2 protein-coding genes and 1 pseudogene are annotated in these 4,088 nt (G+C 68.2%); 1 reads left to right on the top strand and 2 read right to left on the bottom strand.

Annotated elements, in window-relative coordinates; genetic code table 11:
* Window positions 1-563 (bottom strand): annotated as a pseudogene (locus ABW137_RS13130) (glutamate synthase subunit alpha); the annotation flags it as partial.
* A gap of 408 nt (window positions 564-971) precedes the next feature.
* Window positions 972-3,089: a heavy metal translocating P-type ATPase gene (locus ABW137_RS13125; RefSeq protein ID WP_526400540.1), complete on the bottom strand. Its 2,118-nt coding sequence runs from the start codon at window positions 3,087-3,089 to the stop codon at window positions 972-974.
* Window positions 3,090-3,285: 196 nt separating this feature from the next.
* Between ABW137_RS13125 and aqpZ the strand changes: the two genes are divergently transcribed.
* Window positions 3,286-4,053 (top strand): aquaporin Z, encoded by a 768-nt coding sequence (aqpZ, locus tag ABW137_RS13120; RefSeq protein ID WP_526400538.1) that lies wholly within the window; start codon window positions 3,286-3,288, stop codon window positions 4,051-4,053.
* The last annotated feature ends 35 nt before the right edge of the window (window positions 4,054-4,088 follow it).

Raw genomic sequence — 4,088 nt, 5'->3', positions numbered from 1 at the left:
CCCTTGTTGCCGAGTTCGTGTTCGGCGCGCTTGCGCACCACATAGGCCCGACGCTCGAGCTCGAGCCCGGTTTCGCCGGAGATGAACAACTGGCGGAAGGTGGGCATGGCGTCACGCGCGAGCGCACCGAGTGATGACTCGTCGGTGGGCACGTTGCGCCAACCGAGCACCCGCAGGCCTTCGGCCTCCACGATCTTCTCGACGGCCTCACAGGCCCTGGCTGCGTCCTTGGCGGACTGCGGCAGGAAGGCGATACCGGTGGCGTAGGCACCGGGGTCGGGCAGCTCGAAGTCGACCACCGCGCGCAGGAACCGGTCCGGTACCTGCAGCAGGATGCCCGCACCGTCGCCGGTGTGGGGTTCGGCGCCCTGGGCACCTCGGTGTTCGAGGTTGAGCAGCGCCGTGATCGCCTTGTCGACGATGTCGCGGCTGCGTCGGCCGTGCATGTCGGCAACCATCGCGACACCGCAGGAGTCGTGCTCGTAGGCGGGGTTGTAGAGGCCCTGCTTCGGGCCTCCCTGCCTCGGGCTCCCCTGGCTGGAACCACTGTCGCTGGGCGTCATTCCCACCTGCCCCTTCACACCTTCATGGAAGCCTGATGCTGGCAGTCGTCGTGGACGGCTGCTGCCGGCGGGCGACGGGTGTGTCTGCGTGCAGCGTTGAACGACGGGACTGCCCCACTCGCCTCGAGTGGTGAAACGATATGACAAACCCCGCCTGACATGCCAACTTAGTCAAACCTAACTAAGCCGCTTCGGCCTGCGGCGGGTTGGGCCGTCCATTTCATCCCGACGGACCGGAAATCCTTGCGACGGTTGTCGATTGGTCATCGATCTGCCTGCGGCGTCCATGGCTGGCCGATGAGGACGCCAAGCAAGATCACCTCGGGTAGTTTGCCATGCTACCGACTAATGCCGATTCAAGTGCCGCTATCCATGGAATCACATTTGCTCAAAAGCCTGGTCGGATTCTTAGACACCGCTTCTGGCGAACGCGGCGACGCTCACGGCGGGAGTCAGGTCCAGCCGCCTCAGCAACTGCGCGTTGAGTGCCACCACGACGGTGGACAACGACATCAACATGGCACCCACCGACATGGGCATGACCAGCCCGACCGGTGCCAACACGCCTGCCGCCAGTGGTACCGCGATGAGGTTGTAACCCGCGGCCCACCAAAGGTTTTGGCGCATCTTGCGGTAGGCGGCCCGGGAGAGACGGATGACAGAGAGGACGGACCGTGGGTCGGAGCCCGCGAGGATGACCCCGGCCGAGGCAATGGCGACGTCGGTGCCCGCGCCGATCGCAATGCCCACTCCTCCGCCCGCGGCGGCTGCCGCCAGGGCGGGAGCGTCGTTCACACCGTCTCCGACCATCGCGACGACCAGGGACTCGTGATGCAGTTGCTCGACCTTGGCCGCCTTGTCCTCGGGTCGAACTCCGGCGAAGATCCTGTCGATCCCGAGGTCGGCGGCGACCCTCCTGGCGACGGGTTCCGCGTCGCCGGTCACCATCACGACTTCGACGCCTGCGCGCTGCAGCGCAGCGACGGTCTCCCTGGACTCGGGGCGTACCTCGTCGGCAAGGGCCAGCGCCCCGGCAACGACGCCGTCGACGAGCACGTGCAGAACGATCGCGCCCTGGTCCCGCCACGACGCGGATGCCGACAGCTCCGTCGCACCGGCGTCCGCCAGCAGCGCGGGGCCGCCGACGCGCACCTCGGCGCCGCTCACCGTGGCGCGCACCCCGACCGCGGGAGTCGAGGTGAACTCGGTGGCCACGGGCACGGCGAGACCTCGCCGGTGCGCCGCGTCGACGATGGCACGCGCCAGCGGATGCTCGGAATCCGACTCGGCCGCCGCGGCAAGGGCCAGCAACCGGTCGGACTGCCCGTCGACCGCCTCGACCGCGGTGAGCGCCGGTTCACCCCTGGTCAGGGTGCCCGTCTTGTCGAAAAGGATGGCGTCGACGTTGCGCATGTTCTCCAGGGCCAGCCGATCCTTGACCAGCACGCCGCCGCGAGCCGCGCGTTCGGTGGCGATGGACACCACCAGGGGGATCGCCAGTCCGAGTGCGTGGGGGCAGGCGATGACCAGGACCGTGATGGTCCGGATGACGGCATCCTCCGGGCTCCCGACGGCCGACCAGACGACCGCTGTCAGGATCGCCGACCCCAGGGCGAACCAGAAGAGCCAGCCCGCGGCGCGATCCGCGAGTCGCTGCGCCCGCGACGACGAGTTCTGCGCCTCGGTGACGAGACGCTGAATGCCGGCCAGCGCGGTGTTCGGGCCGACGGCGGTGATCTCGATCCGCAGGCCCGAGTCGGTGGCGACGGTCCCCGCGACCACGGCGTCGCCGATCCCGCGCCACACGGGGCGTGACTCCCCGGTCACCATCGACTCGTCGACGTCGGCGCCACCGCTGACGATCCTGCCGTCGGCGGGGACGCTGGCGCCGGGGCGCACGACGACCACGTCGCCCAGTTCGAGGTCCGCGGGCGAGACCGTCACCAGGACCTCGCCGTCGGGACCCGAGTCGGCGCGTTCGGCCTCGTCGGGCAGCAGCGCGGCGAGGGAGTCCAGCGCCGTCGCCGTCTGGGCCAACGACCGCATCTCGATCCAATGCCCGAGCAGCATGATCACGATGAGCAGCGCCAGCTCCCACCAGAAGTCCAGTTCGTGGTGCAACAGGCCCAACGCGGCACCCCACGACGACACGAATGCCACGGTGATCGCGAGAGCGATCAGCAGCATCATTCCCGGGGCCCGCGAGCGGATCTCGGCGACGGCCCCGGTCAGGAACGGCCTGCCACCCCAGGCGTACATCACGGTGCCGAGTACCGGCGATACCCACTGCGCGCCGGGGAACTCGGGCACCGAGTAGCCCAGGATCATCGCGAACATTCCCGAGAGCACGACCGTCGGGACGGACAGCACGAGCATGATCCAGAACAGTCGGCGGAACTGGGCGACGTGATCGGCGTGGCCCGAATGGCCGGCGTGGCCCGAATGGCTCGAATCACCACCGTGCCCCGAATCGCCGGCGTGGCCGGAATGATCGGCGTGCTCCGAGTGGTCTACCTGTTCCGTCACCCGGCCAGTGTATACCCCCTGGGGGTATGTGCACAGGGTACGTGCAACAGCGGCTGGCGTGCGGGTTCGCCACGTCCGAATAGCTGCGGTCACCATCCGGCCAAGATTGGGACACGGCCGTACCGGCATCCCTCCCGCGCGTGCCACACTTCTCCGCACGACGGCTCAACGACGAGCCGCCGAGGAGGTCGGTCCCATGACGAAGCCCACGATGGCGCATCGGCTCGCAGCCGAGTTCATCGGAACGTTCTGGCTGGTGCTTGGTGGCTGCGGCAGCGCCGTCTTCGCCGCCAAGTTCCCGTCCGACGGAACCGCTCTCGGGATCGGGTTCCTCGGTGTGTCAATCGCTTTCGGGCTCACGGTGCTGACTGGCGTGTACGCGTTCGGCACCATCTCGGGTGGGCACTTCAACCCGGCGGTGACCCTTGGCGCCGCGATCGCGCGACGTGTCGAATGGAAGGCGCTACCCGCCTACTGGATCACCCAGGTGATCGGCGGGCTGGCGGCGGGCCTGATCATCTTCGCGATCGCCCGCGGCAAGGACGGCTGGACCCCAGAGGGCAACATGGCGGCCAACGGTTTTGGCGACCATTCCCCCGGCGGCTATGCGATGACCGCGGTGCTCCTCGCCGAGATCGTGCTCACGGCGATCTTCCTGCTCGTCATCCTCGGAGCCACCGACGACCGCGCACCCAGGGGTTTCGCCGGCCTGGCGATCGGGCTGACGCTCACGCTGATCCACCTGATCTCGATCCCGATCAGCAACACGTCGGTGAACCCCGCTCGCTCCACCGCGGTGGCGTTCTTCAACGGCGACGGCGCACCGTCGCAGCTCTGGCTGTTTTGGCTCGCCCCACTGCTCGGCGCCGCGATCGCAGGCGCCGCATATCCAATCCTGTTCGGTCGCAACGAAGAACTCGCCGACCGACCGGTCCGTGACGACGCACTGGAGGAGGTGGAGTAGCACAGGCAGAAGTCGGACCCGCACCCCATGGGGAT

Origin of the sequence: Mycobacterium sp. (assembly GCF_040509115.1) — a bacterium.
Classification (GTDB): domain Bacteria; phylum Actinomycetota; class Actinomycetes; order Mycobacteriales; family Mycobacteriaceae; genus Mycobacterium.
This window is presented reverse-complemented; position numbering and strand designations above follow the sequence as displayed.